Origin of the sequence: Klebsiella sp. G-Nf4 (genome assembly GCF_002810615.1) — a bacterium.
GTDB classification, from domain to species: domain Bacteria; phylum Pseudomonadota; class Gammaproteobacteria; order Enterobacterales; family Enterobacteriaceae; genus Klebsiella; species Klebsiella variicola.
Genome location: NZ_PION01000001.1, coordinates 87,552 through 114,405, shown reverse-complemented (window position 1 = coordinate 114,405; position 26,854 = coordinate 87,552). Strand labels below are relative to the sequence as shown.

Annotated in this window: 24 protein-coding genes and 1 pseudogene; 7 read left to right on the top strand and 18 right to left on the bottom strand. The window is 63.6% G+C overall.

The window, feature by feature from the left end:
* Positions 1 to 36 precede the first annotated feature (36 nt).
* Positions 37 to 2,109 (top strand): TonB-dependent siderophore receptor, encoded by a 2,073-nt coding sequence (locus CWM57_RS00560; protein WP_072122350.1) that lies wholly within the window; start codon positions 37 to 39, stop codon positions 2,107 to 2,109.
* 142 nt (positions 2,110 to 2,251) lie between these two features.
* Here the strand turns inward: CWM57_RS00560 and CWM57_RS00555 are convergent, their stop codons facing one another.
* From CWM57_RS00555 to CWM57_RS00525, 7 genes and pseudogenes are all read right to left on the bottom strand, one after another.
* The gene (locus CWM57_RS00555) at positions 2,252 to 3,040 is read right to left on the bottom strand and encodes an ABC transporter ATP-binding protein (RefSeq protein WP_100675453.1); all 789 of its coding nucleotides are present in this window, start codon (positions 3,038 to 3,040) and stop codon (positions 2,252 to 2,254) included.
* Positions 3,034 to 4,029, bottom strand: coding sequence for an ABC transporter permease (locus CWM57_RS00550; RefSeq protein ID WP_061154271.1), 996 nt, complete (start codon positions 4,027 to 4,029; stop codon positions 3,034 to 3,036). The genes CWM57_RS00555 and CWM57_RS00550 overlap by 7 nt, the downstream gene beginning before the upstream one ends.
* A complete protein-coding gene (locus CWM57_RS00545; protein ID WP_032733194.1) occupies positions 4,010 to 5,047 on the bottom strand; it encodes an ABC transporter substrate-binding protein in 1,038 nt (345 codons plus the stop codon). The genes CWM57_RS00550 and CWM57_RS00545 overlap by 20 nt, the downstream gene beginning before the upstream one ends.
* Positions 5,044 to 6,006: an ABC transporter substrate-binding protein gene (locus CWM57_RS00540; protein ID WP_008804495.1), complete on the bottom strand. Its 963-nt coding sequence runs from the start codon at positions 6,004 to 6,006 to the stop codon at positions 5,044 to 5,046. Before CWM57_RS00540 ends, CWM57_RS00545 begins: the two co-directional genes overlap by 4 nt.
* A gap of 5 nt (positions 6,007 to 6,011) precedes the next feature.
* Complete coding sequence (locus CWM57_RS00535; RefSeq protein WP_165784110.1) at positions 6,012 to 7,163, bottom strand: acyl-CoA dehydrogenase family protein; 1,152 nt, start codon at positions 7,161 to 7,163, stop codon at positions 6,012 to 6,014.
* Positions 7,150 to 8,245 (bottom strand): annotated as a pseudogene (locus CWM57_RS00530) (LLM class flavin-dependent oxidoreductase). Before CWM57_RS00530 ends, CWM57_RS00535 begins: the two are co-directional and overlap by 14 nt.
* A gap of 144 nt (positions 8,246 to 8,389) precedes the next feature.
* A complete protein-coding gene (locus CWM57_RS00525) occupies positions 8,390 to 9,283 on the bottom strand; it encodes a LysR family transcriptional regulator (protein WP_100630651.1) in 894 nt (297 codons plus the stop codon).
* A 106-nt stretch (positions 9,284 to 9,389) separates the two neighbouring features.
* On the opposite strand from CWM57_RS00525, the gene CWM57_RS00520 reads away from it, so the two are divergent.
* Positions 9,390 to 9,992 carry a cysteine dioxygenase gene (locus CWM57_RS00520; RefSeq protein WP_012541416.1) on the top strand — a complete coding sequence of 201 codons (603 nt, stop codon included), beginning with the start codon at positions 9,390 to 9,392 and terminating at the stop codon, positions 9,990 to 9,992.
* Between the two features lie 5 nt (positions 9,993 to 9,997).
* A complete protein-coding gene (locus tag CWM57_RS00515; RefSeq protein WP_100675452.1) occupies positions 9,998 to 11,578 on the top strand; it encodes a rhodanese homology domain-containing protein in 1,581 nt (526 codons plus the stop codon).
* 12 nt (positions 11,579 to 11,590) lie between these two features.
* On the opposite strand, the gene CWM57_RS00510 is transcribed toward CWM57_RS00515, so the two are convergent.
* The 8 genes from CWM57_RS00510 to CWM57_RS00475 form a co-directional block, all read right to left on the bottom strand.
* A complete protein-coding gene (locus tag CWM57_RS00510) occupies positions 11,591 to 12,316 on the bottom strand; it encodes a polyphenol oxidase family protein (RefSeq protein WP_100675451.1) in 726 nt (241 codons plus the stop codon).
* Between the two features lie 102 nt (positions 12,317 to 12,418).
* Positions 12,419 to 13,615: a 3-(3-hydroxy-phenyl)propionate transporter MhpT gene (gene mhpT, locus CWM57_RS00505; RefSeq protein ID WP_100675450.1), complete on the bottom strand. Its 1,197-nt coding sequence runs from the start codon at positions 13,613 to 13,615 to the stop codon at positions 12,419 to 12,421.
* Between the two features lie 75 nt (positions 13,616 to 13,690).
* Positions 13,691 to 14,707, bottom strand: a complete 1,017-nt coding sequence (gene mhpE, locus CWM57_RS00500; protein ID WP_012541412.1) for a 4-hydroxy-2-oxovalerate aldolase — start codon at positions 14,705 to 14,707, stop codon at positions 13,691 to 13,693.
* Positions 14,704 to 15,654 carry an acetaldehyde dehydrogenase gene (gene mhpF, locus CWM57_RS00495; RefSeq protein ID WP_100675449.1) on the bottom strand — a complete coding sequence of 317 codons (951 nt, stop codon included), beginning with the start codon at positions 15,652 to 15,654 and terminating at the stop codon, positions 14,704 to 14,706. The genes mhpE and mhpF overlap by 4 nt, the downstream gene beginning before the upstream one ends.
* Positions 15,647 to 16,453, bottom strand: coding sequence for a 2-keto-4-pentenoate hydratase (gene mhpD / locus CWM57_RS00490; protein ID WP_100630654.1), 807 nt, complete (start codon positions 16,451 to 16,453; stop codon positions 15,647 to 15,649). The genes mhpF and mhpD overlap by 8 nt, the downstream gene beginning before the upstream one ends.
* 10 nt (positions 16,454 to 16,463) lie before the next feature.
* On the bottom strand, positions 16,464 to 17,330 hold the full coding sequence (gene mhpC, locus CWM57_RS00485; protein WP_004151837.1) for a 2-hydroxy-6-oxonona-2,4-dienedioate hydrolase: 867 nt from the start codon (positions 17,328 to 17,330) through the stop codon (positions 16,464 to 16,466).
* A gap of 17 nt (positions 17,331 to 17,347) precedes the next feature.
* Positions 17,348 to 18,292, bottom strand: a complete 945-nt coding sequence (gene mhpB / locus CWM57_RS00480) for a 2,3-dihydroxyphenylpropionate/2,3-dihydroxicinnamic acid 1,2-dioxygenase (RefSeq protein WP_074385576.1) — start codon at positions 18,290 to 18,292, stop codon at positions 17,348 to 17,350.
* A gap of 1 nt (position 18,293) precedes the next feature.
* Positions 18,294 to 19,958 carry a bifunctional 3-(3-hydroxy-phenyl)propionate/3-hydroxycinnamic acid hydroxylase gene (locus CWM57_RS00475; protein WP_100675448.1) on the bottom strand — a complete coding sequence of 555 codons (1,665 nt, stop codon included), beginning with the start codon at positions 19,956 to 19,958 and terminating at the stop codon, positions 18,294 to 18,296.
* Positions 19,959 to 20,135: 177 nt separating this feature from the next.
* On the opposite strand from CWM57_RS00475, the gene CWM57_RS00470 reads away from it, so the two are divergent.
* The 4 genes from CWM57_RS00470 (at position 20,136) to CWM57_RS00455 (ending at position 23,842) form a co-directional block, all read left to right on the top strand.
* Positions 20,136 to 20,948, top strand: coding sequence for a DNA-binding transcriptional regulator (locus CWM57_RS00470; RefSeq protein ID WP_074385574.1), 813 nt, complete (start codon positions 20,136 to 20,138; stop codon positions 20,946 to 20,948).
* Positions 20,949 to 21,040: 92 nt separating this feature from the next.
* Positions 21,041 to 22,099, top strand: a complete 1,059-nt coding sequence (locus CWM57_RS00465) for an ABC transporter substrate-binding protein (protein WP_100675447.1) — start codon at positions 21,041 to 21,043, stop codon at positions 22,097 to 22,099.
* Positions 22,089 to 23,096, top strand: coding sequence for a FecCD family ABC transporter permease (locus CWM57_RS00460; RefSeq protein ID WP_100675446.1), 1,008 nt, complete (start codon positions 22,089 to 22,091; stop codon positions 23,094 to 23,096). The genes CWM57_RS00465 and CWM57_RS00460 overlap by 11 nt, the downstream gene beginning before the upstream one ends.
* Positions 23,093 to 23,842 (top strand): ABC transporter ATP-binding protein, encoded by a 750-nt coding sequence (locus CWM57_RS00455; RefSeq protein ID WP_100630657.1) that lies wholly within the window; start codon positions 23,093 to 23,095, stop codon positions 23,840 to 23,842. The genes CWM57_RS00460 and CWM57_RS00455 overlap by 4 nt, the downstream gene beginning before the upstream one ends.
* Here CWM57_RS00455 and CWM57_RS00450 read toward each other — a convergent pair.
* Genes CWM57_RS00450 through CWM57_RS00440 form a run of 3 tightly spaced genes read right to left on the bottom strand, consistent with a single transcriptional unit; the run spans position 23,826 to position 26,800 of the window.
* Complete coding sequence (locus CWM57_RS00450) at positions 23,826 to 24,569, bottom strand: substrate-binding domain-containing protein (RefSeq protein ID WP_100675445.1); 744 nt, start codon at positions 24,567 to 24,569, stop codon at positions 23,826 to 23,828. The genes CWM57_RS00455 and CWM57_RS00450 overlap by 17 nt on opposite strands.
* A 56-nt stretch (positions 24,570 to 24,625) precedes the next feature.
* Positions 24,626 to 25,462, bottom strand: coding sequence for a shikimate dehydrogenase family protein (locus CWM57_RS00445; RefSeq protein WP_100675444.1), 837 nt, complete (start codon positions 25,460 to 25,462; stop codon positions 24,626 to 24,628).
* A gap of 15 nt (positions 25,463 to 25,477) precedes the next feature.
* Entirely contained in the window at positions 25,478 to 26,800 is a 1,323-nt protein-coding gene (locus CWM57_RS00440) for an MFS transporter (RefSeq protein ID WP_100675443.1), read from the bottom strand.
* Positions 26,801 to 26,854 lie beyond the last annotated feature (54 nt).

Sequence of the window (26,854 nt, the reverse complement as noted above, 5' to 3'; positions counted from 1 at the left end):
CTTTTTTCGCTTCTTTTTTTAGCCTCACCGGGATTAATGGCCGCCGACAATAGCGCGGCGAAAAGTAACAACGACGCGGAAGAGACCATCACCGTGGTGGCCGACGGCGCGCAGCAGAGCGCCACCAGCGGCTATCAGCCACTCAGCTCCGCCACCGCGACGCTGACCTCGATGCCGCTGCTGGATATTCCGCAGGTGGTCAATACCGTCAGCGATCGGGTACTGGAAGATCAGCACGCCACCTCACTCGACGAGGCGCTGTATAACGTCGCTAACGTGGTGCAGACCAACACCCTCGGCGGTACCCAGGACGCCTTTACCCGCCGCGGCTTCGGCGCCAACCGCGACGGCTCGATCATGACCAACGGCCTGCGCACCGTGCTGCCGCGCAGTTTTAACGCCGCCACCGAACGGGTGGAAGTCCTGAAGGGGCCAGCCTCGACGCTGTACGGTATCCTCGACCCCGGCGGGCTGATCAACGTCATCACCAAACGGCCGGAGCGGCAGTTCTCTGGTTCGGTTTCCGCGACGTCTACCAGCTTTGGCGGCGGTACCGGCAGCTTCGACGTCACTGGTCCCATCGAAGGTACAAATCTGGCGTACCGGTTGATTGGGGAATATCAGAATGAGGATTACTGGCGCAATTTTGGTAAAAACAAAAGCAGCTTTATCGCCCCTTCCCTGACCTGGTTTGGTGAACGGGCGACGGTGACCGCGTCCTATTCGCACCGCGACTACAGCGCGCCCTTTGACCGCGGCACTATTTTCGATCTGAATACCGGCCATGCGGTGAACGTCGATCGCAAAACCCGCTTCGATGAAGCGTTTAATATTACCGATGGCTATTCCGATCTCGCTCAGCTCAACGCCGAGTATCGCCTTAACGACGCCTGGACCGCGCGCTTCGACTACAGCTACAGCCAGGATAATTACAACGATAACCAGGCGCGGGTGATGGCCTATGATTCGGCGACCGGCAACCTCACCCGCCGGGTCGACGGTACCCACGGTTCAACGCAGAAGATGCATTCCACCCGCGCCGACCTGCAGGGCAACGTGGTGGTGGGCGGCTTTTATAACGAACTGCTGACCGGCGTCGCCTATGAGAATTACGATCTGCTGCGCACCGATATGCTGCGCTGCAAGAACGTGAAAGGCTTTAACATCTATCATCCGGTCTACGGCACCCTCGACACCTGTAATACCGTTTCCGCATCCGACAGCGATCAGCGTATCCAGCAGGAGAGCTATGCCGCATACGTGCAGGACGCGCTGTACCTGACCGACAACTGGATCGCCGTCGCCGGCGTGCGCTACCAGTACTACACCCAGTACGCCGGTAAAGGCCGACCGTTTAACGTCAATACCGACAGCCGCGATGAGAAATGGACGCCGAAAGCCGGCCTGGTCTACAAAGTGACGCCGAACGTCTCCCTGTTCGCCAACGTCGCCCAGTCGTTTATGCCGCAGTCGTCGATCGCCAGCTATATCGGCGAGCTGCCGCCGGAAGAGTCCACCTCTTACGAAGTGGGCGCCAAATTCGACCTGTTAAACGGCATTACCGCCAATATTGCGCTGTTTGATATTCACAAGCGTAACGTGCTGTACACCGAGAGCATTGGCGATGAGACAGTGGCCAAAACGGCGGGCAAGGTGCGTTCCCAGGGCGTGGAAGTGGACCTGGCCGGGTCCATCACCGATAACCTCAGCGTGATCGCCAGCTACGGCTACACCGACGCCAAAGTGCTGGAAGATCCGGATTACGCCGGGAAACCGCTGCCAAACGTACCGAAACATACCGGCTCGCTGTTCCTGACCTATGACATTCATAACGTCTATAACAGCAACACCCTGACCGTCGGCGGCGGCGGTCATGCGGTCAGCAAGCGCTCCGGCACCAACGGCGCGGATTATTATCTGCAGGGCTATGCGGTGGCGGATGTGTTTGCCGCCTATAAGATGAAGCTGCAGTATCCGGTGACGCTGCAGGTGAATGTGAAGAACCTGTTTGATAAGACCTATTACACTTCCTCGATCGGTACCAATAACCTCGGCAACCAGATTGGCGACCCGCGCGAAGTGCAGTTCACGGTGAAGATGGATTTTTAAGCCGGACCATGGCGTCGCGCCGGATGTTCATTGCCGGGCGGCGCTGCGCTTGCACCGGCCTACAACAGCATTGGCCTCTGGCCCTTCCTGTCGAGTTCGTAGGCCCGGTAAGGCGCAGCCGCCACCGGGCAATGCGTTCAGCTTACCAGTCCTCCTCCTGGCCGAGGATGCGCAATATATCCTGACGATGCTGCAGCAGCTGCGGGTTATCGCGATGACGGGGAAAATCCAGCGGCAGCGCGAACTCGGCGATAATCCGCCCTGGACGCGGCGACATCACCAGCACCCGCTCGCACAGCAGCAGCGCCTCTTCGATATCGTGGGTCACCAGCAGGCTGGTATACCCCTGCTGCTGCCAGAGGGCGATCAGCTCCCGCTGCATGCTGATGCGGGTCAGGGAATCGAGTTTGCCCAACGGCTCGTCGAGCAGCAGCAGACGCGGTTCGTTCAACAAGGCGCGCGCCAGCGCCGCACGCTGCGCCATCCCCCCGGACAGCTGCCGCGGCCACGCCTCGCTGAAGGCCTGCAGCCCGATGCGGTCAATCAGCGCGTCGGCCTTCGCCTCCAGCCCCTTTTTGCCCTGCGCCTGCGGGCCCAGCAGCACGTTCTGCCGTACCGTCAGCCATGGGTAGAGCGTCGGATCCTGAAACACAAGGATCCGCTCCGGCCCCGGGGCGCCGAGCGCCGCGCCGTCGATCTGCATCTGTCCATTCTGCGGCGCTTCCAGCCCCGCCAGCAGCCGCAGCAGGGTTGATTTACCGCAGCCGGAAGGGCCCAGCAGCGCCACGCTTTCCCCCGGCCGCAGCTGCAGACTGATATTCTCCAGCACCGGTACCGTCTGTTTGCCAAGCGTAAACGCATGATGAAGATGGCTGATGGAGACCGCCGCGCCGCGCGCTTTCGCCGGCGAATCTGGCGTCGCTGTTACCATTGCATTCCTCCTCGCTGCCAGCTCAGCAGCCGGTCACGCAGCATAAATAATCCGCTTATCAGGCCGGAGCATAACAACGCCATCACCAGCAGCGCGGCGTACATATTCGGATAGGCCGCCCAACCCTGGGCCCACTGGAGGTAAAAGCCGATCCCCGACTTCACCCCGACCATTTCGGCGACAATCAGCACCGAAAACGACGCGCCGAGCCCCATAAACAGGCCGACAAAGACGTTCGGTAGCGCGGCGGGGATCGCCACCCGCAGGATCAGGAAACGCTGGCTGGCGCCGAGGGTCCGCGCCACGTCGTACCACGCCTTATCAATGCCCATCACTCCGGACCAGGTCAGCACCGTGACCGGGAACCAGGTGCTCAGCGCGATCAAAAACACGCTGGCGCCGAAGCTCGAGGGAAAAATAAACAGGCACAGCGGCAGCAGCGCGGTGGACGGCACCGGCCCCAGCAGACGTAACACCGGATGAACCCAGTAGCCAATCCGTTGCGACCAGCCAATGGCCAGACCGGTGATGAACCCGCTGCTGGTGCCCAGCAGCACGCCGAGCCCCAGCAGCCCCAGCGAGTGCAGCAGGCTGTCGAGCAGGCGCGGCCAGTCGTCGTGCAGGACTTCGATCAGCGCCTGCGGCGGCGCGAAAAACGGCACCGGCAGCACGGCACTCTTGGCGGTCAGCCCTTCCCAGACAGCAAACAGCACCGGCAACAGCGCCAGCCACTTGCCGGCATGCAGCACACGCGCGCCGCGCGCTCGCCAGTAGCGATAGCTCAGCGCCAGCAGCAGTAATCCGCCGCCGAGGGTGAATTGCGCCAGCGCCCACCCTTCGCTAAACGGCCAGCGCCGCCCGGCATCGGGCCAGGCCAGGGTAAACAGACCGCCCAGCAGCCACAGCGCGGCGGCCAGCAGCCCTTCTCCCCACAGCGGCGCGCGGCCGGTGGAGCGCGCCAGAGCCTGCTCAGGCGAATACGTTGGCATAGATACTCTCCGCGAACTGATGGGGATCGGTACCCGGTTTGATCACCTGCACCCGCTGCAGGTCGACCGCGTACTGCGTCAGCTCTTTCACGAACGCTTCGCCCACCGCGTGATGGCCGTGGCCCTGCCCGTGCAGGATGCCGCTCACCTCCGCTTCACTGGTATTCAGGGCATGGGCGAGGAAAGATTGCGCCACGCTTTCCGGATGCGCTGCGGCATAGCTGTGCGCCTCAAGGATCGCCTGGGTGAGCGCGGCGGCGGCCGGTTTATGGTCCCGCGCCAGGCTCCCGCTCACCCCCAGCACGCAGCAGCTGAGGTTGGCATAATCCCCGGTCATATTGCTGGCGATCAGCTGATACTTGCCGGTCTCCAGCAGACGATAGCTGAATGGCTCGCTGCCGCTGATGGCGGCGATTTCGCGCTTGTCCAGCGCCACGCTGAGCAGATCCGCCGGGTAGACTTTCCACTGCACGTCGCTGATCGGGTCGATACCGTGGCGCTTAAGCAGAATGGCGAAGAAGTTTTTATCCGGCCCGGCCATGTCAGTGACGCCGATGGTTTGTCCCTTCAGGCTCTCGAGGCCGCCGAACGGCGAGTCTTTGGCCGTCAGCAGGTTCAGACAGCCGCCGTGGGTCCCGGCGGTGAGCTTGACGTCAAAGCCCTGCTCCAGCGCCTTCAGCCAGCGCAGCGCCATCCCCACCCCGGCGTCGGCCTTGCCGGTGGCGATCGCCTCCAGCAGCACATCGGTGGAGTTGCCGAAGTTAACAAACTCAACGTCGAGGTTATATTTACTGAAAATCTTCTGCTGCTCGGCGACGGCGACCGGCGCGAGGCATACCGCGCTTTTATTGATCGCCAGCTTGATCTTGTAGGGCTCTGGCAGGCGCAGCGCCGGATGGGCATCGCCGCTGGCCATGTCCGCCATATCGTGAGCCCACAGCGGCAGAGAGACCCCGGCCAGCGCCAGGCCGCCGCTGAGCTGTAAAAAACGGCGGCGGGAAAAAGTGTTTCTGGTCATGGTGTCACCTCGGCGGCGGGCACGCTAAAGCTGGGGTCAAAGGTCGGCTTCACGTCCAGCCGGGTGCGGATCAGGCCGTTGGCGAGATAAAAGTCCGCCGTTGCCTGCTGCTGGGTCACCGTTTCCTCTGCCAGCGGCTGCCACTGCGACTGGCGGTTGGCAAATTGCGCGCGGGCGATCTCCGCCGGGAAACGGATGATCTCCCCCAGCGTTTTACCGTAGCTGTCGAGATTGGCGTAGGCCCAGCGCTCGGCGCCGGCCAGGCGCTGGAGATAATCCTGCAGCGCGGCGCGTTTTTGCGGATCGTTCAGCGCGGAATCCGTTGCCGCGAGGAAGGTATTCCCCGGCAGCAGCCCTTTGCCGCTCACCAGAATCTGCCCCTCATTGGTCTTCACCATTTGGGTGGTGTAGGGCTCCCAGGTCGCCCAGGCGTCCACCGAACCGTTAAGCAGCGCCACTTTGGCGTCCACCGGGCCGAGGAACACCCACTGCACCTCCTTCGGTGAAATCCCCGCCTGCTCCAGCGCTTTCAGCGCCACGAAATGACCAATCGATCCTTTACCAGTGGCGATGCGTTTGCCTTTTAAATCGGCGCCGCTTTTTAACGTGCTGCCGGGGGAAACCAGCACCGCGGTCCCCGCCGGGTTGCTTTTATCCACGGCAATGGCTTTGACCGGCGCACCGTTGGCCAGGGCAAACAGCAACGGCGCATCGCCGATGATCCCCGCGTCCACAGCGCCCGCGTTGAGGGCTTCCGCCAGCGGCGCGGCGGCCGGGAACTCGGCCCACTTAATGTCGTAAGGGAGATTTTGCAGGGCGTTGGCCGCCTCCAGCTGCGAACGCATGCCGCCTTTTTGATCGGCGATACGCAGGGTGATCCGCTCCTGCGCTGTCGCGTAGCCGCCCAGCGCCAGCAGCATCAGCGCTGCCGCCACCCGGCCTGAAAATGATAGACGCATCGTGATTATCCTTGTGATTGAAAGACGAAGTTGCCGGCTGCCAGCCAGGCGCTGTCGCTCTGTGGGGTATGTACCCGTCCGCAGAGCACATTGCGGTAGTGGCGTTCCAGCGGATTCTGTCGGCTCAGGCCATGATTGCCGGTCAGCTCGAGCGCAATATTTACCGCCTGAATGGCGTTGTCGGTGATGGTGACTTTCGCCAGATTGGCCTCGAAGGCGGAAAAGCGCAGCGCGGCGGCCTGCTCCAGCAGGCTGCGGTTGACCAGCAGCAGCCCGGCGATCTGCCCGACTTTCTCCTGCACCCGTGGCAGACGAGAGAGGGGATACCCGAGACCGGCGGGTACCCGCCCCGCCAGCCACCTCACCAGCCAGTCGTGAGCGGCGTGGGCAATGCTGTCATAGATCGCCGCCAGCAGCGCCGTCTGCCGGTTGGCGAACAGGCGAAACGGTTCGGCCTCCGCGGCGGGTGGCACATCGGCCGGCCAGACATCCACCGCGTGCTCTGCCGCCACCCGCACGTGGTTAAAAATAACTTCATGGCTGCCGGTGGCCCTCATCCCGGCGTGATCCCAGCTTTTCACCACGCTGATACCCGGGCTGTCGCCAGGCACCAGCCAGGTGCCCACCAGCGGCGGGTTATCATCGCTTCTGGCCCACACCGCCAGCCAGCGCAGCCCTTCAATGCCGGTGGTATAAATTTTATGGCCGCTGATGTCCCAGCCCTCCGCGCGACGGGTCGCCACGGTGTCCGGCAAGCCGCCCCCCGCCGGGGAGCCCAGCTCCGGCTCGACGCGCAGGCTGTTGATCAGGCCACCGTGTTCGACAGCATCGTGAAAAACCTGCTGGCGCAGCGGCGCGTGCCAGGCGTCGTTTTCCGCCAGCCGCAAATGGTGCAGATACTGCATGCAGACGATCAGCGCTGTCGCCGGCTCTCCCCAGGCGATGGCGGCGATGGCCTGCTGAAGCTGGGCCAGAGTGGCGCCCGCGCCGCCGCAGGATGGCGGCACGGCGAGACTTAACCAGCCTCCCGCGCGCAGAAGGTCGATATTACGCCGGGGAAACTCGCCGCTGGCATCAAGGCTGGCCGCCTGCTCCGCCATCTGCTGGCGGAGCGCCGTCAGCTGCCGGGCCCAGTCGTCGCGCTCAGGATGGATCACGATGCGCGCTCCGCCACCGCACGCCGCGCGGCTTTTTCCCGGGCGATCGGCAGCAGCGCCCGGCCATAGTCGGCCGCGTCGTTCAGCGGATCAAATCCGCGGATCAGGAAGTTACGCACGCCGAGGTCGTAGTAATCGAGCAGCGCATCCGCCACCTGCTCCGGGGTGCCCACCAGGGCGGTGGAGTTATGTCCGCCGCCCACCAGTTGGGCGATGCCGGTCCACAGACGTTTGTCCACCACCCTGCCCTGCGCTGCGGTGGCCCGCAGCCGCTGGGCGCCGATGCTGTCCGGTTTGGCTTTGAAACCCCCTCCGCGCTGCGCCGCCTGCTCGGTGGCGACGTGCAGGATATGCTCGGCTTTCTCCCAGGCTTCGGCTTCGCTGTCGGCGATAATCGGCCGGAACGAGACGCTGAAGCCAATATCACGCTGGTGTTTCGCCGCTTCGGCGCGCACACGCTGGATGGTCTCGCCGGTTTGCGCCAGCGACTCGCCCCACAGGGCGAAGACGTCGGCATGTTTGCCGGCGACGGCGATGGCCGCTTCCGACGAGCCGCCGAAGTAGATGGGAAGATGCGGTTTTTGCAGCGGGCGAATGGCGGACCAGGCCTGCTCGGCCTGATAGAAATCGTTGTGAATATCCACCGGCTGCTCGCTGGTCCACACCTGGCGCACGGTGTCGAGGAAGGCGTCGGTGCGGGCGTAGCGCTGGTCGTGGTCGAGATAATCGCCATCCCGGCGCTGCTCGGCATCGTTGCCGCCGCTGATGATATGCACCGCCAGCCGGCCCCCCAACAGGTGCTCAAGGGTGGCGAATTTGCGCGCGGCGAGGGTTGGCGAAACAAAACCGGGGCGATGAGCCAGCAGGTAATGGATTTTCTGCGTCGACAGCCCCGCCAGGGCCGTCACCAGAAAGCCGTCGGGTTGATCGGACCAGTGGCCGACCAGCAGACGATCAAACCCAGCGGCTTCATGGGTTTGCGCAAAGCGAACGATATAGTCGCGGTCAAAGATCGGCCCCACCGGGGCAATCGTTTCGGAAGAGAGGCGGTGGCCAATCATGCCGAGAAACTGAATGCTCATGAACAACTCCTTGCGTCAGGGTAATGGAGTGGCCGCGACAGCGGCGCTGGTCATTACCCTATACAGAGTGTGTTAATGAGCAAAATGCATTTTTATCATATCTTAATATGCTGAATTAGCATTAAACAAAAATGCATAGTGCTTTCAGTCGGATACTGTCAGCTGCTGTACCACTTTGCTGGCGAAAAAGGTCAGCGGCGGCTGCAGGTTTGCCAGATACTGGGCGTGGATCAGCCACAGTGAGACCGCAGGCTGAAAATCGCTGAGGTTGAGGACCGCGATCTCGTCCCGCCACGGGCTGCTGGCCAGCGCCGCCCGCGGCACCAGACCCAGCCCCTGTCCCTGCGCCACCAGCGCTATCTGCAGCTGCGCGCCCGCGCTCTCGACATTAAGCTTCAACCGCAATCCCTGACTCTGCAGCTCGCGAATGAGCCCGGCGCGCAGGCCACAGCCGTCGGGGTTAAGGATCCAGCCCTGTTCGGCGCACTCCCGCAGGGATGACGCGCGTAAATTCAAACGCCGGCCGACGATCGGCACCACCTCCAGGGGACACAGCAGCCGTCCGCTATAGCCCTCGGCGAAGCTTTGCTGGGCCGGCCCCATCGCCAGCATGCCGTCCAGCTCGCCGTTTTCCAGCCTACGCTGCAGCTGTCCGCTCCAGCCGCAGGTGATCTGCGGCGACAGTCCGGGAAACTGCTGGCTCAGCGCTGACAGCGCAGCCGGCAGGGCAATCTCGCTGAGACTCTGCGGCACGCCGAGACGCAGCGCGCCGCGCGGCTCGCCTTCCGGATCCAATAGGCTGTAGAGTTTTTTCGTCTCACGCTTAATGCTCAGACACTGCTCGTACACCCGATGTCCGGCGGCAGTCAGGGTCAGCGGGCGGGTCTGGCGCTCCAACAGCGTCACGTTCAGCTCCTGCTCCAGGCGTTGCAGGCGCCGGGTGATGGCCGACTGGGTGATCCCCAGATATTCCGCGGCCTGATTGAGGGACGAAAACTGCACCGTGGCCAGCAAAGCGTCGATATCGTCAATGCGCATAGGATCCTTATGTGAAATTTGCATATTAATATATGCGTAAATTGCATTTAAATAATATTAACGCCTCTGTTAGCGTTTTGACCAGTCCCTCTGACAGGAACCGCACATGACTGCACCACGACTGGAAAAATTACGCCATTTCATTCATGAGGTAGACCGCCTGCACCGTGAGCACCACCAGACCGCCCCGCTGCTTGACGCCGTGGCGCAGCGACTGGCGGCGCTGGTGCGTTACGACGACTGGCTGCCGGAAGAGTACACCCTGCCGCATCCGCACCATTACCAGCAGTATCTGCTGCATGCCGACTCCGGGGAGCGCTTCTCGATTGTCAGCTTCGTCTGGGGACCGGGGCAAGCGACGCCGATCCATGACCACCGGGTGTGGGGGGCCATTGGTATGCTGCGCGGCGCGGAAGAGAATCAACGCTACCAGCTGGATGCCGATGGCATACCGCGCGCGCTGGGCGCCGCCACGCTTCTGGAAGCAGGCCAGGTGGAGAAAGTCTCCGCTGACGATGGCGATATTCATCGCGTCAGCAATGCGCTGGCGGATCGCGTCTCCATCAGCATTCACATCTACGGCGGCAATATCGGCGCGGTGAAGCGCGCCGTGTATACCCCGGAAGGACAGCAGAAACCGTTTATCTCCGGCTACTCCAACCGCCATTTACCCAATATCTGGGATTCCTCCCGCGAACATCAAGGATAACCACTATGTCCACCTACGCTTATCGCCAGGCCGCCGAGATCAGCCAGGCACTGCTCGATCGTCGTGAACTGGCGCTGATCGACGTCCGCGAAGAGGCCGATTTCGCCACCGATCATCCGCTGTTTGCCGTCAATCTGCCGCTCAGCAAACTGGAGCTGGAGGTCCGCCGGCGAATACCGCGCTTCACCACCCCGCTCACCGTTTACGACAACGGCGAAGGTCTGGCGGAGATCGCCGTCGAACGGCTGCGGGCCTGGGGCTATCAGGATGTGGCCCTGCTGACAGAGGGGCTCGCCGGCTGGCGCCGCAGCGGCGGCGAGCTGTTTCAGGACGTTAACTCCGCCAGTAAAGCCTTTGGTGAACTGGTGGAAAGCGTGCGTCACACGCCGTCGCTCAGCGCCCAGGAGGTTCAGGCGCTCATCGACAGCCAGCAGGAGGTGGTGATCGTCGACGCCCGGCGCTTCGATGAGTACCAGACCATGAGCATCCCCGGCAGCATCAGCGTGCCCGGCGGCGAGCTGGCCCTGCGGGTAGAGAGCCTGACGCCCTCCCCGCAGACGCCGGTTATCGTCAACTGTGCCGGACGCACCCGCAGCATCATCGGCACCCAGTCGCTGATCAACGCCGGCGTGCCAAACCCGGTCCATGCCCTGCGCAATGGCACTATCGGCTGGACGCTGGCCGGCCAGACGCTGGCGCACCAGCAGCAGCGGCAATACGATCCCTCCGCCCGCGCCTCCGGCGCCCGGGCCGCTGAGGTGGCGCATCTTGCCGAACGGGCCGGGGTGGTGGTCATCGATGAGGCCACGCTGCAACGCTGGCTGCAGCAGAACGACCGCACTACCTTCCTGTTTGATGTCCGCAGCCCCGAGGAGTACGCGGCGGGTCACTATCCCGGCAGCCTGAGCGCGCCAGGCGGCCAGCTGGTGCAGGAGACCGATCACTTCGCCAGCGTACGAGGGGCGCGAATTGTGCTGCTGGATGACGATGGCATCCGGGCGGCGATAACCGGCTCGTGGCTGGCGCAGATGGGCTGGGAGACGGCGCGGCTGAGCGCGCTGTCGGCCAGCCAGTTGAGCGAACGCGGGGTGCCGGCCGCCGAGGTGCCGCCCGGCCCACAGGCGGAGGAGATAAGCCCGGCGCAGCTGGCGCAACAGCTGGACGAACCCGGTACGGTGGTGCTCGATTTCACCACCAGCGCCAACTTTGTCGCTCGCCATATCCCCGGCGCGTGGTGGCTAACGCGCTCGCAGCTGCGCCAGGCCCTGGACGTGATCCCTCCCGCCCAACGTTACGTGGTGACCTGCGGCAGCAGTCTGCTGGCCCGCTACGCGGTGCCGGAGGTGGCGGCCTTGACCGGTAAACCGGTGCAGTTGCTTACCGGCGGGACGCTGGCGTGGATCGCCGCCGGTCTGCCACTGGCGCATGGCGACAGCGGCCTCGCCGTCGAGCGCCGTGACCGCTATCGTCGTCCGTACGAAGGAACCGATAATTCCACCGAGGCCATGCAGGCCTATCTGGAGTGGGAGTATGGCCTGGTGGATCAGCTGGCCCGCGACGGCACCCACGGTTTTCGGGTGCTCTAGCGCGAGCGCGCCTCAGGCCTCGCGCAGGATCCACGAATACTGAAAGCTCTTCGGCGCCGGGAAATGGGTCCGGCGTCGGTAGGAGCCCAGCGACTGCGGGGTGCAGTAGGTGCAACTCCCCAGCCATTCAACGCTCGTCGGCGACACTCCCGCCTCTGCGAAGATCGCTTCGGCAAAGGCGCGCAGATCAAACCACAGATTATCGCTGCCGCGTGCGGCGGCTTTGAGCGGATCGCTGACCGGGCCCGAACGGGAATGAAACAGCCGCTGGCGATGGCGGGCCACCCGATCACCGCCGGGCTGGTCCAGCAATTGCTGATAAAATGCGGCGGAGACTTCGTAACAGCAAGGGTGAATATGCGGCCCCACGGCGATGACCAGATCGGCCAATGCCACCCCCTGCTGGCGAAAACAGGCCAGACTATTGTCGACAATACCGCTGGCCAGCCCCTGCCAGCCGGCATGCACGCTACAGACTAAGCGACCGTCGCGCGAGGCGATCAGCATCGGCAGACAGTCGGCGGTCACCACCCCCACCTTTTGCCCGGCCACCGCGGTAAACACCGCGTCGGCGTGCGGGCGCGTCGGCAGCGGCTGCTGATAATGATGAACCTCATTACCATGCACCAGCTTCACCGGAGCCATCTCGGCATAGGGAAAGGCGGCGGTTTCATGGACATCGAGAAAAGCGTGGCGGATGCCGGGGATAGCATTGAGCAAACGGGAGGTGTAAGCCATAGGGACGATAAGCGTCAGGGAATGATGTCTTACCATAGGCCAGGTGACGCGGACAGGCAAGGCGGCGGCCCGGCATTTTTTTGCCAGACCGCCGGATGCGTCTCAGACAATCGCGGCGCGCTGCTGGCGATGCATCAGCCAGAACACCGCCACGCCGGCCAGCACAATGCCGGGCGCCGAGGCCGCCATCACCCCGACGGTGCCGGTGCCGAGAGCCAGCATCTTGCCGGCCAGCAGCGGGCCGCTCATCGCGCCAAGACGGCCCACCGCCACGGCGGTGCCGACCCCGGTGGCGCGGATCGCCGCGGGGTAAAAAAGCGGCGCCAGGGCATAGAGTACGCTCTGGCCGCCGGTGGCAAACAGCCCGGCGACAAACCCCGCCAGCAGCATTCCGTTCAGCGACGACGCGCTGCCCAGCGCCAGCAGGGAAGCCAGAATCCCGCAGTAGATCAGGAGCGACATCCGCAGCGGGGTGAGCTTATCCATTAGCGCTCCCAGCAGCAGCGTGCCGCAGGCAGCGCCGATCTGTAGAGAGAACATCACCCCCGCCGCCTGGCTGGCGCGGAATCCCTGGCCCACCAGCAGCATCGGCAGCCAGTTGATCAGCATATAGACCACCAGCAGGGTGAAAAAATAACCCAGCCACAGCAGCAGGGTGGCGGCGGCCTGGCCCGGGGCAAACAGGGTGCGCAGCGGCACGCTGGCCTCCGCGCGCTGAAACGACTGCGACTCCGGTAGCCAGCGCATCAGCAGCGGGATCAGCAGTAACGGGACCACGCCGCCAATCCAGAAAATGGTCTGCCAGGCCGCGGCGAGACCGGAAAAGCCCAGCGCCGCCGCCAGCGCGGCGCCAATGGGCACGCCGCAGTACATCAGGCTTACCGCCCGGCCGCGGAAGCGTGAGCCAGCGGCTTCCGAGGTTAAGGCAATCAGGTTCGGCAATGCCGCCCCGAGCCCGACGCCGGTGAGCAGGCGCGCCAGCAGCAGCGTCGGGAAGCTCCATGCCACCGCGGTGGCCAGCGAGAACAGGCCAAACAGCAGCACCGACCCCAGCAGAATGCGCTTGCGCCCGTGGCGGTCCGCCAGCATGCCGCCCACCAGCGCGCCGGGCAGCAGGCCGAGGATCCCGGCGCTGAAGATCCAGCCCATCTGCATTTTATCCAGCGCAAAGGCCTGCGCCATGCCGACGGCGGCAATCCCCGCCGCCTGCAGATCCAGCCCTTCCATCAGGGCCACCATAAAACAGAGCCCGATGGTGACCACCAGGCGCGAGGGGTTTGCAGTCGTTATCTTGGTCATAGGGTACCTTGGCGATAGCCGAACAAACGGAGCAGGTGACTGGCGGCTGATGCTTTGTCAGCCGCGCGTTTTTCCTTATTTATTACGGTTAAGCAGATCCAGCGCAACGTCGACGATCATATCCTCCTGACCGCCGACCATCCGCCGCTTGCCCAGCTCGACGAGAATATCCACCGCGCTGAGGCCATAGCGCTCGGCCGCCGCTTCGCTGTGGCGCAGGAAGCTGGAGTAGACCCCGGCGTAGCCCAGCGCCAGCGTTTCGCGGTCGACACGCACCGGGCGGTCCTGCAGCGGCCGCACCAGATCATCGGCCGCGTTCATCAGGGCGTAGAGATCGGTGCCATGCTGCCAGCCGAGCTTGTCGGCGGCGGCAATAAACACTTCCAGAGGCGCATTGCCCGCCCCCGCGCCCATCCCGGCCAGGCTGGCGTCAATGCGATCGCACCCCTCTTCCACCGCGGCGATAGAGTTCGCCACCCCGAGGCTCAGGTTATGGTGGGCATGCATCCCGGTGGCGGTCTCCGGCTTCAGCACCGCCTTCAGGGCACGGAAACGGTCGCGAATGTCGTTCATGTTCATCGCCCCGCCGGAATCCACCACATAGATACAGGTCGCGCCATAAGATTCCATCTTCAGCGCCTGCTGCGCCAGTGCCTGCGGGGAGATCATATGGCTCATCATCAGAAAACCGACGGTGTCCATTCCCAGCTCGCGGGCAAAGGCAATATGTTGCGCCGCGACGTCCGCTTCGCTGCAGTGGGTGGCGACCCGCACCACCCGCGCTCCGGCCTGATACGCCGCTTTCAGATCGTGCAGCGTGCCGATGCCCGGCAGCAGTAAGGTGGCGATTTTCGCCTGGCTGACCGCCTCCGCCGCCGCTTCAATCCAGGCGATGTCGCTGTGTGCGCCAAAGCCGTAGTTGAAGCTGGATCCCTGCAGGCCATCGCCATGGGCCACTTCGATGGAGTCGACCCCAGCCTTATCCAGCGCGCCGGCGATCTGCTGCACCTGCGCCAGGGAATACTGGTGACGAATGGCGTGCATGCCATCGCGCAGCGTCACGTCCGAGATATAAAGTTTTTTACCGTTCATGCTGTCGCTCCCGCCGCACTGTGCATTGCCCCGGCCATTTGCTCCGCCGTCGCCAGCGCCGCCGAGGTCATAATATCGAGGTTGCCCGCGTACGCCGGCAGATAGTGCGCCGCCCCTTCCACTTCGAGGTAAACCGCGGTTTTCAGGCCGGAAAAACAGCCGACGCCGGGCAGGTTGACCGGCTTATCCTCGGGGATAACCTCAAACTGCACCTGCTGCTTCAGCCGGTAGCCCGGGACGTAAGCCTGCACTGCCGCCGCCATTTCGGCGATCGAAGCGGCAATGGCCTCCTGCGACGCCAGCTCGCTCAGGACGTAGACGGTATCGCGCATCATCAGCGGCGGCTCCGCCGGGTTCAGCACAATAATCGCTTTGCCCTTGCCCGCGCCGCCGACTTTTTCAATCGCCTGCGAGGTGGTTTCGGTGAATTCGTCAATATTGGCCCGCGTGCCCGGCCCGGCGGATTGGCTGGCGATCGAGGCCACAATCTCCGCGTAATGCACCTTCGCCACTCGCGAGACCGCGGCGACCATCGGGATGGTCGCCTGCCCGCCGCAGGTCACCATATTGACGTTGCCCTGATGGAGATTGGCCGCGAGGTTGACCATCGGTACGCAGTACGGGCCAATCGCCGCCGGCGTCAGGTCGATGACGCGGATCCCCGGCTTCGCTTCGCGCAACGCGGCATCGTTTTTGATGTGCGCCCCGGCGCTGGTGGCGTCAAAAACAAAATCGATGTCGGCAAATTCCGCCATCTGCATCAGGCCGCCCACCCCTTCGTGGGTGGTCGCGACGCCCATGCGCCGGGCGCGGGCCAGGCCATCCGACTGCGGGTCGATGCCGACCATCACCGCCATCTCCAGATGCTGGCCGTGGCGCAGGATTTTAATCATTAAATCGGTGCCGATATTCCCGGAGCCGATAATGGCGACTTTACGTTTACGCATTACGATGTCCTTCTCCGGCGGCGACGAAGCGTGCCGCGACTGAGCCAATACCTTCGATATGGGCGACAAAGCTGTCCCCTTCGTTAATCGCCACCATCGGACCTAACGCCCCGGTCAGCACGATATCTCCCGCCCGCAGCGGTTCGCCAAGGCTGGCCAGCTTGCGCGCCAGCCAGACTGCGGCATTCAACGGATGTCCCAGGCACTCGCTGCCGCGACCGCTGGAGACCAGCTCCTGGTTGCGGGTCATGTGCATGGCGCACTGCTTCAGATCCAGTCCCGCCGGGCGCTGCGCCGGGCCGCCAATGACGTACAGGCCGCAGGAGGCGTTATCGGCGACGGTGTCGACAAAGCCGATTGACCAGTCGCGAATGCGGCTGCCCACCACCTCCAGCGCCGGCAGCACCCATTCGATGGCGTTATACAGTTCATCAAAGGTGGTATCGGCATGCGGCAGATCCTGCTTCAGCACCAGGGCGATCTCGGCTTCCACTTTGGGCTGCAGCACGCGACCAAACGGCACCTCGGCGTTGTCGCCGTAGCACATGTCGGCAAACAGAGTGCCGAAGTCCGGCTGATTGACGCCCAGCTGCTGCTGCACTTTGGGATGGGTCAGGCCCACCTTGCGGCCCACCACCCGCCGGCCATGGGCGACGTGGTGCTGGACGTTCAGACGCTGGATGGCATAGGCGGCGTCGGCATTGTCGACGCCGAGGATATCGCGCAGTGGGGCGATCGCCTGGCCGGTCTGTTCCGCGTCGCGCAGCTGCCGGGCCAGCGCGTCAAGAGAAAAAGTCATCATTAACTCCTTAAGCCCGTGCGAGGAAATTGAGCACCAGCTGATTAAAACTGTCGGCATGTTCCCACTGCGCCCAGTGGCCGCAGTCGCGGTAAATATGCAGTTCCGAACCGGCGATCCCGGCGAGCAGGCGCAGCCCGGCGTCCATCGGCACGAAGCGGTCGTTGCGTCCCCAGACGATCAGGGTTGGCGCGCTGATTTCGCCCAGCCGCGGGCCAAAGTCAGGAAACTGCTTCGGGTTGGCTTCGAGGCTTTTGACGAAGTTGTCCAGATGATCGCGGCGCGACAGCATATTGTTGAGACGGGCCTCGAACAGCGCCTCGGTGAGGTCGCGGGTGTCGAAGACGAAGATGCTCATCATCTTCTTCAGGTTTTCTATGGTCGGCTCGCGGTACAGGGCGTTCAGCAGCTTGATGCCCTCCGTCGGCATCGGCGTAAACAGGCTCATGCCGCCGGTCCCCCCGCCCATCAGCACCAGCTTAGCCACCCGCTCCGGCCAGCTCAGGGTGAAGGCCACCGCGCTATGGCCGCCCATCGAGTTGCCCAGCAGATGGACTTTATCGATCCCCAGCTGATCGACCACGCTTTTCAGAATGCGGGCGTTGAGGTCCGAACGTGAGCCGCTGTTGACGATAGCATCGCTTTTGCCCCACCCCGGACAGTCGAGGAGCAGCACGCGATAGCCCGCCTCGACCAGCGGGTCAATGTTACGGCTGAAGTTGGCCCAGCCGGTGGCTCCCGGCCCGGATCCGTGCAACATAACCACAGTCTCTTTCCCGTCGCCGCAGTCATTGATATGGATGCGCAGCGTGCGGCCCCCCTCGTCGACATTGAGGAATCGGCTGGTGGCGGCTTCGGTTTGCGGTTGATAGCTCATGTTAGTCTCCCGGTTAATCAAATCTCGGTGGTGGCGCTCAGCGAGCCGAACCCGGCGATCCACTCGGGGATCGGCCGATAATAGCGGCCTTCACTGCGCCAGCGGCCAAAAGCGGATAGCGCGGCAAAGGCGGCCACCCAGGTCTTAATTTCGTGCGTCGATTTGCCGGCCATCGCCGACAGCTCGTCGTTGCCGATCGCATCCAGTTCCGCCAGCCGCCCCTGCTCCAGCAGGCTCATAAAGCGGTTGTCCCACACCGGGTTAAGGGGATGGAGCGAGTGCGGGTCTTCAGTAAACCGCCTGGCGGCGTTGATCACCCGCTGCTGGCGCAGTTCGCGTTCGTCCGGCGGCAGCTGTTTGCCGCCGCCGAGCAGGCGATCGCGGAGATGGGCGTCGGCCTTCGCCAGCTCCGGCACCGGCGGCTGGTGCGAGAGTCCGCCAGAGCCGAGGATCAGCACCCGTTTATTGAGGGTGTTGAGGAAGCGGCCCATCGCCTCGCCCAGCAGCCGGGTACGTTGAAAACCCGGCAGCGGCGCGGCGACGCCGTTAATAAACACCGGCAGCACCGGCAGGCGATCCAGGCCACCCAGCAGAAACTCCAGCGGCTGAGCGAAGCCATGGTCCACCTGCATGTTGTACGACACCGCCAGATCGATACCGCTGTTGATCACGGCGTGGGCGCAGGCTTCGGCCAGCTCGGTCGGTACCGGCAGGTCGCCGGCGGCGCTGGCGAAGTCGCCGATGGCGGTGGCGCCGACGCCGAGGCAGAACGGCGGCATCACGTCATAGAAAAAACCGTTGTAGTGATCGGGGGCGAAGAGCACCACCAGCTCGGGATCGAAGGCGGCGATCCGCCGCCGGGCGTCAGCAATCACCCCGTTCACTTCATCAAGGACCGCCTGCTCCGGGTCGACGAATCCCACCAGCGGAGTGTGGGAGAGACAGTGCAAATAGGCATGCATATCAGGCCACCTTCTCTTCAGCGTGGGCGGTATCTCCGACCGCGAGAGTCATTTTTTCCGCCAGCGCGGTCAGCTGCGCGCCGAGGGTCTGCGGGATGGCGAGAGCGGCGACAAAGCGGTCCGGTCTGACCACGGCAATGGCGGTGTTATGCTGAGCAAACCAGCTCTTCAGGCGGTTTTGCGTATCGCCCACCCGCAACGTGCCGGGGGCGTTATCCTGCTCGCGATGGATCTGCACCGCCGGCACCACCTGGATAAAGCGCACCCCGGCCGCGCGCCAGCGGGCGATCTGCTCGGCGTCGAGCCCCCACTGCGGGTTGCAGCCCCAGCCGATAATGGCGAAATTCGCGCCGATGACGTCGTCGAGTAGCACGCTCTCGCCGCTCTCCAGCGTCACCTGCGGTTGAATAAACATTTTGCCCACCGGCGAGGTTTTGCTGGCGCCGTCGGTCAGCAGCGCCCCCTCGCGGTACTGCGGCATCGGCTTAAAGCGCATTTCGAGGAAGTAGCGCTTCACCGGCGGCAGGTAGTTCAGCAGCCAGGAGAGACCGTCGCGCACGGCCCCCTGCCAGCGCTTCGGCGGCGCCAGCACGTGGCCGGCGGTGACCGACAGATCAATCATCGCTTTCGCGTGGTCGCGGCGCTCCTGCTGGTAGCTGTCGAGCAGCGCCTCTCCCGCTTTACCGTTGACCACCAGCGCCAGCTTCCACGCCAGGTTGAAGGCGTCGCGCATGCCGCTGTTGTACCCCTGGCCCTGCCAGACCGGCATGATGTGCGCCGCATCGCCGGCCAACAGCACGCGGTCGATGCGAAAGCGTTCGGCAAGGCGGGCGTTATGGGTATACACCCGCTGGCGGATCAGCTCGACGCGATCCGGGTCCGGCAGCACTTTGCTCAGCAGACGACGCATATTGTGCGGCTCGCTGAGCTGGGCTTCGGTTTCTCCGGGCATCACCATGAATTCAAAGCGGCGCACGCCATGGGGCAGCGCGGCGGAAACGTAGGGTCGCACCGGGTCGCAGCACAGGTATACGTGCGGGGTGGCCAGCGGGTCGTTGGCGATATCGATGACGATCCACTGATTCGGCGCGGTCTTGCCTTCGAAGGGGACGTTCAGCGTACGACGAATAAAGCTGGCGCCGCCGTCGCAGGCCACCAGCCAGTCAGCGCGCACCGTCTCCCGCTCGCCGTCCGGTCCTTTAAGATTTAACGTGACACCGTCACCGTTCTGGCTAAAGGCTTCTACTTCGCGGGAGAAGAGGCAGCGGACCTGCGGGAAACGCTGCAGACCGTGATACATCACCGCATCGACCTGGGGCTGAATGAAGGCGTTGCGCCGCGACCAGCCAAACTCATCGGTCATCGGCTGGATATCGGCAAAGCAGCGCCCCTTCGGGGTCAGAAAGCGCATGGCGTGCCACGGCGTGGTGTGCGGCAGCACGTCATTCACCAGTCCCACCGCCTGCATCGCCCGCAGGGATTCATCGTCAATGCCGATGGCCCGCGGGTAATCGATCAGTGTGTCGAGCTTTTCCACCAGCAGCACGCTGATGCCCATCTGGCCAAGGTAGTTGGCCATCATCAGGCCAACCGGACCGGCGCCGGCGATGGCGACCTGAGCGGTATGCTGCACGGCGGGTTGAATATCGGGTGTAGATGTTGTCATTCTCAGCGACCTCACGACTCGGAAACTGCCCGACTGACAGGCAATTTGTTAATCATGTGTAAACGTATTTTTATAATGGGCTGAGTATAGGGCGGGGGTTTTCGGCTACAATCAAAACATCACCGAATGTGCACCAGGTGCACAGCGCTGTTTATAAAGCATTTTAAGGAAGGATTTATGCATGACGATGGGTCCACAGCGTACAAAACGGTGCGCGGGTTAAGCCGGGGTTTGTTGTTATTAAAATTGTTAAATAAATTTGACGGCGGCGCGACGCCGGGCCTGCTGGCGGAGTTTAGCGGCCTGCATCGCACCACCGTGCGCCGGCTGCTGGAGACGCTGCAGGAGGAGGGTTTTGTCCGCCGCAGCCGCTCCGATGACAGCTTCCGTTTGACCATTAACGTCCGCCAGCTGAGCGATGGATTTCGTGACGAACATTGGATTTCTGCCCTCGCCACGCCGCTGCTCGGCGAGCTGCTACGCGAGGTGCAATGGCCGACAGACATCACCACCCTCGACGTCGACGCCATGGTGGTGCGCGAGACCACCCACCGCTTCAGCCGACTGTCGTTTCACCGCGCGATGGTCGGACGGCGGCTGCCGCTGCTGCTCACCGCCTCCGGGCTGACGTGGCTGGCCTTTGCCCCCGACGCGGAACGCGACGCCATCGTCAGCATGCTGGCCGCCCGTCCGGAGGCTGAGTATCAGCTGGCCCGCGAACCGGAACGGCTGGCGGCGATCCTCGCCCGCACCCGGCAGAACGGCTACGGTGAAAACTTCCGCGGCTGGCAGCAGGAGGAGAAAATCGCCTCCATCGCCGTGCCGGTCTGCAGCCAGCAGCGGGTTATCGGCTGCCTGAACCTGGTCTATATCGCCAGCGCGATGACCATTGAGCAGGCGGCGCAGAAGCATCTTTCCGCCCTGCAGAGGGTGGCGAGCCAGATAGAAGCCCGCATGGAAGAGGAAGAAGTGTGGTACGAAATGCCTTGATCGTGATGAGGGTAAACGCGATCAACCATTGCGCCCGGCGACGTTATATAATTTAATACATAGCGAATTTTTCACGCCATTCGGGCCACACCATGTCAAAACACCCCTTACTGCTGGGCCTGACGCTGCTCAGCGCCAGCCTGTTCACCGGCCAGGCCTTTGCCGACCGCACCGTCACCGACCAGCTGGGTCGCCAGGTCACCCTCCCCGACCACGTCACCCGCGTCGTGGTTCTGCAGCATCAGACGCTCAACCTGCTGGTGCAACTGCATGCCGCCGAGGATATCGTCGGCGTCTTAAGCAGCTGGCAGAAACAGCTCGGGCCGCAGTTCGCCCGCTTTATGCCCGAGATCGGGCAACTGGCGACGCCGGGCGATCTCACCCAGGTCAATATTGAAAGCCTGCTGGCGCTGCGTCCGCAGGTGGTTTTTGTCGCCAACTATGCGCCGCCGGCGATGATCGCGCAGATCCAACAGGCCGGGATCCCGGTGGTGGCCATCTCGCTGCGCCAGGACGCCGCGGGTGAAAAAAATAAAATGAACCCCGCCATGGCAGACGAAGAGCAGGCCTATAACGCCGGGCTGGTGGAGGGGATCCGCCTTATCGGCGAGGTCGTCGAACGCCAGCCCGAGGCCGAGGCGCTGATTCACTACACCTTCGAGGCGCGTAAACAAGCCAATGCGCCGGTGGCCGATATTCCACCGAACCAGCGGGTGCGGGTGTATATGGCCAACCCCGATCTGAATACCTACGGCGCCGGTAAATACACCGGGCTGATGATGGCGCACGCCGGGGCGCTGAACGTGGCGGCCGCCAGCGTAAAAGGCGCCCGTCAGGTGTCGCTTGAGCAGGTGCTGGAGTGGAACCCGCAGGTGATCTTCGTCCAGGACCGTTATCCGCAGGTGGTCAAACAGATAGAGAACGATCCGCAGTGGCAGGCGATCGATGCGGTGAAACACCACCGCGTGTGGCTGATGCCGGAGTACGCCAAAGCCTGGGGTTACCCGATGCCGGAGGCCCTGGCGCTGGGCGAGCTGTGGATGGCGAAAAAACTCTATCCTTCGCGCTATCAGAACATCGATGTGGACAGTAAAGCCCGGGATTACTATCAGCGTTTTTACCGCGTGGCGTGGACGCCAGATGCGCGCTAACCGCCATCCCTGGCGGTTGCAGGGTAGCCTGGCGCTGGCGACGCTGGCGATCGCGGTCGCCTCTCTTTGTTTCGGCCAGTACCCGTTAAGCCTGCGCGTCGTTGGGCACACCCTGGTCCATCTGCCGCCAGGTGAAGGGGTGATCGGGCAGATCGTCTGGTCGGTTCGCCTGCCGCGCGTGGTCATGGCCCTGCTGGCCGGGGGCGCGCTGGGGCTGTGCGGCGCCACCTTGCAGGGCGTGTTCCAGAACCCGCTGGTGGACCCGCACATCATCGGGGTGACCGCCGGCTCCGCCTTCGGCGGTACGCTGGCGATCCTGTTGGGCGTCGGCAGTCTGCTGATGATGGCCTCGACCTTTTTCTTCGGCCTCGTCGCGCTGGGGCTGATTTACGCCCTCGCCGCCCTGCAGGGGCGGGACAGCACGCTGGGGCTGATTCTGTCCGGGATCATTCTCAGCGGCTTCTTCGCCGCGCTGGTCAGCCTGATGCAGTACCTCGCCGATAGCGAAGAGACGTTACCGAACATTGTTTTCTGGCTGCTCGGCAGCTTCGCGACCGCCAGCTGGCATAAGGTCCTGCTTATGTCCCTGCCCATGGCGCTAGCCGCCGGGGTGCTGTGGAAGCTACGCTGGCGTATCAACCTGCTAGCGCTGGAGGAACGCGATGCCCGCAGTCTTGGCGTACCGGTGGCCGCGCTGCGTCGCGGCGTGCTGGTTTGCTGTGCAGTGCTGGTGGCAGCCCAGGTGGCGGTCAGCGGCAGCATCGCCTGGATGGGGCTGGTGGTCCCGCACCTCGCCCGCCTGCTGGTGGGCGCTGACCATCGTCGCCTGCTGCCCACCGCCTTCTGGCTTGGCGCCGCCCTGATGCTGATGGTGGACGATCTGGCGCGCACGCTGACCCAGGCGGAGATCCCGATCGGGATCATCACTGCCCTGCTCGGCGCGCCGCTGTTTACCTTTTTACTGGTGCAATCCCGGCGCCGGAGTACCGCCCGATGAACAGCTCATTATCGCTGGAAGCGCTACGCTACGGCCACCGTCAGCCGCTCTTCGCCCCGCTCACGCTGGCCTGCCGGCCCGGTGAGATCTGGGCGGTGCTGGGCGCCAATGGCCGGGGAAAAAGTACCCTGCTGGATACCCTGACCGGCGTGTTGCCGCCGCTGGGCGGCCAGGTGCAGTGCGAGGGCGGCGTCGCTCTGGTCCCGCAGTCGTTTCGTCCCGCTTTTCGCTGGCGCGTGAGCGATGTCGTGCTGATGGGCCGCGCCCGTCATGTGGATCTCTTTGCCCAGCCGGGCGAGGAGGATGCCCGGCGGGTTGAGAACGCGCTGGCGCAGCTGGGGATTGCCGCCCTGGCCGGAGATGACTTCGACGCCCTCTCCGGCGGCCAGCAGCAGTTGGTGCTGATTGCCCGCGCGCTGGTCAGCGCCAGCCAGAATATCCTGCTGGATGAGCCCTGCTCGGCGCTGGACCTTGGTAACCAGCAGGTGGTATTGCAGCTGATCGGCGACCTCGCTCACCGCCAGGCGCGCACCGTCCTGTTCACCACCCATGATCCAAACCATGCGCTGCAGGTGGCCAGCCATACGCTGCTTCTTCTGCCGGAGGGCCAGTGGCTGGCAGGCGAGACCGCCGACGTGCTGAGCGAAACGCACCTCCGGCAAGCGTACGGCCTGCCGGTACGTCTGATCCACCATGCCGCCTCCGCGTCCCCTCTTCTGGCGCCAGGGTTTACTCTGCGTCGCTGAACGGCATAAAACCCGCCTGCCGGAGATAGCTCTGACCAACGTCGCCGAGGATAAAGCGATACAGGGCCAACGCGGCGGGATCCGCCCTGAGGCGCGCCAGCTGGTAATCGCAGCGAATATTCCACGGCGCCGGAATAGTCAGGGTACGCAGATCGTCGCAGGCGGCCAGCGCGGAGCCATAGTGCGCGTAGCCGATAAACAGATCCGCCAGGTTCTGGCGAATAAGCCACGCGCCAGCTATCTCGCCCGGCGGCACGCTCAGTGAGTCTCTGCCGCCGACCCGCGGCTGCGCTCGCCCGGCTATCGCATTGCCCAACCCAGGATAATGCGCCTCAATTCGGGCAAACAGTTGCCAGGTATAATCTCCCGACGGATCGCATCCCGGCGTGGAGGTCGCCAGCCGCAGGTGGGGCGTGCAGAGCAGCGCCAGCCAGTCCAGGCCATCGTTTTCCGGCGACCGCCGGGCGGTCAGCATCAGCTGGTTGCCGGCAAATCCCTGGCATTCCTGCACCAGACCGGCCTGCAGCAACATCTGCGGGTGCGCCGCGTTGGCGGACGCAAAAACCGCGCACGGCGCCCCGGCCTCGATCCGCTCGCGCAGCAGGCCGGCAGGGCCAAACTGCGCATCGACCGCCAGGCCAGTGTGCTGCTGAAAGTGCGCCACCAGCGGCAGGAAAGCGCTTCTCAGGCTTCCCGCCGCCAGCAGCGTGAGAGGAGTGGACATCATAGACAGTCGCTATAAACCGGATAATATAACGCTATATTACCCGGTTTGCCGTCGCGTCAGTAGCGAATTTCCGCCAGCGTGCGCAGCTGCTCGGGGGTGGCTACCGGCAGGTCGAAAAAGCGCAGATGGGCGGGGATCATTTCAAACAACATGTCGGTCCCGCGCTGGATATGGCACTGTCGCGCCTGAGCGGCCCTCAGCAGCGGGGTGTACTCCTGGGTCATGACGACCTCCCCCACCCAGGTGCCTGGCGCCAGACGGTCAACGTTCAGCGGCAGCGGATCGCTGGCCTTCATCCCCAGCGGGGTAGCATTGACCACCAGCTCGTGTCCGACAGGATCGTGCTGCATCATGGTGATATCGAGCTGCGGATAGTGCTGATGCAGCCGTCCGGCGAGGGCGTGCGCCACCTCGGGCCGGGTATCGTACAGGGTCAGGGCGCTGACTCCCGCCGCCGCGAGGGAGGCGGCGATAGCCGATCCCACCCCGCCGCTGCCGACCACCAGCGCCCGCGTCCCCTGCGGATTAAACCCTTTACGACGCAGGCCCAGCACAAAGCCGTCGCCATCGAACATATCCCCGCTCAGGCTGCCGTCGGCCTCGCGACGGATGGCGTTGCAGGCGCCGGCGATAGCCGCCGTCGGGCTCAGGCGCTGCACCAGATCGCAGGTGGCGATTTTATGCGGCATCGTCACCAGCGCGCCGATGATGTTGGTCATCGTAAACAGCGGCGGAATAAACGCGGCGTAGTCCTCCGGCCTGACCCCCATCGGCACCACCTTTACGTCCACCTGCTGGTCGACGAACCACGGGTTATAGATCATCGGCGCCTTAAAACTGGCGGTCGGATAGCCAAGGTGCGCTATCAGCCGCGTATTCCCACTAATCACCATGCCTTGCTCCTTTGCTTACTGCGATAACTCGATACGTTTGACGTCGCCGAGGATAAACAGATAGGCCACCACGCCCAGCAGCGCGGCACCGCAGATGTAGATCAACGCGTAGAAGAAATTGCCGAACCCGGCAACGATAAAACCGATCACCAGCGGGGTGAGGATCCCCGCGAGGTTGGCGCAGAAGTTAAACAGGCCGCCGGTCAGGCCGCCCAGCCCCTTCGGGGCAATATCGGAGATCAGCGTCCAGCCAAGCCCCACCATCCCCTGACCAAAAAAGGCAAACGACATCACCAGGATCACCGCCACGTCGCTCTGCAGCCAGTTGGCGGTGATAATGCAGCTGGCCATCAGCAGACCGGCGACGATCGGCAGCTTACGACCAAGGTTGGCCGATCCGGTGGCCTTGAGCAGTTTGTCGGAGATCCAGCCGCCAAACATCACCCCGCCGGCGGCGGCGACAAACGGCAGGATGGAGAAGAAGCCCACCTTCAGCCAGGGCATATGCCGCTCGGTGGCCAGCCAGGTCGGGAACCAGGTGAGAAAGAATACCAGCACGGTATTGCCGGCAAACTGGCCGATACTGGCGCCGATGATCTGCCGTTTGCTCAGCAGCTGGCGGACCAGCGGCCAGCTGAACGCCACCTGCTGGTCCGTCGGGGCGCTCAGGCCGCCGCCGTTTTCGATATGCTCGCGCTCCTGCTGGCTGAGGCGCGGATCTTCATGCGGTTCGCGGTAGCAGCGCCACCACACCAGGGCAAACAGAATGCCGACCGCGCCGACGCTGACGAACAGCACCCGCCAGCCAAAGCCGTCCATGATCCAGAACAGCAGCGGCGCAAAGCAGGCCAGCCCGAGGTATTCCCCTACGGTGTACACCGCTGTGGCTTTCGCTCGCTCATGCTGCGGGAACCAGGCGCTGACCACCCGGCTGTTGACCGGAAAACACGGCGCTTCGCTAATGCCGAGTCCGAAGCGACACAGCAACAGTGTTTTCAGCCCCACCGCCATGCCGTGGAACAGGGTAAACAGCGACCACAGGGTCAGCGACAGAAAATAAGTCACTTTGTTGCCAAAGCGGTCAAGAAACAGCCCGCCGGGGATCTGCGCCAGGGCATAGGTCCAGGCGAAGGCGGAAAAAAGGATACCCATGATCGCCGGGTCAATCCCCAGCTCACCGGTGAGCTTTGGGGCGGCGATCCCCAGCACGGTGCGATCGAGGTAGTTGATCATGGTACCAACGGCCAACAGCGCAAGGATGCCGATGCGCCGCCGGGAGCGGCGCACGGTGACGGCAGGCTGGGCGGCAGCCGTCGGGTTAGGGCTATATGAGCTCATAGTCAGTTCCTGTCTCGGGTACAGAGGATGTTGTTATTGTGTTTAAGGCATAAT